The following is a 272-nucleotide window of genomic DNA, read 5'->3' as shown; positions in this document are numbered from 1 at the left end:
GACCGGTCCTTTGAAAAAGAGGGCATTGACAGTATTACGTATTTAGAGTTTCAAAGTGCCGAAGCGATTAAACAATGTGCTATTTCGGGAATCGGCATTGCCTTTCTTCCAGAAATCGTAGTGGAAGCCGAAGTTGAACGAGGCGAACTGGTTGCCCTTCCATGGCAAATTCCGGATTTGCACGTGTATACACAGATGTTGTGGCATAAGGACAAGTGGCTTTCACCAATCATGATGTCTTTTATAGAAGCCGCAAGGGAGATTCTTGCTTT

The 272-nt window shown here is 44.5% G+C and carries 1 protein-coding gene; it reads left to right on the top strand.

The genetic code is table 11. From position 1 onward, the window contains the following. The coding region (locus B0E34_RS22685) for a substrate-binding domain-containing protein (RefSeq protein ID WP_185117437.1) at nucleotides 1-272 on the top strand (272 nt) is incomplete at both ends.

It is taken from the genome of Chryseobacterium mucoviscidosis (assembly GCF_002177115.1).
GTDB lineage: Bacteria > Bacteroidota > Bacteroidia > Flavobacteriales > Weeksellaceae > Chryseobacterium > Chryseobacterium mucoviscidosis.
Note: the sequence above shows the minus strand (reverse complement) of the source record. Positions and strands in the feature narration are given on the sequence as shown.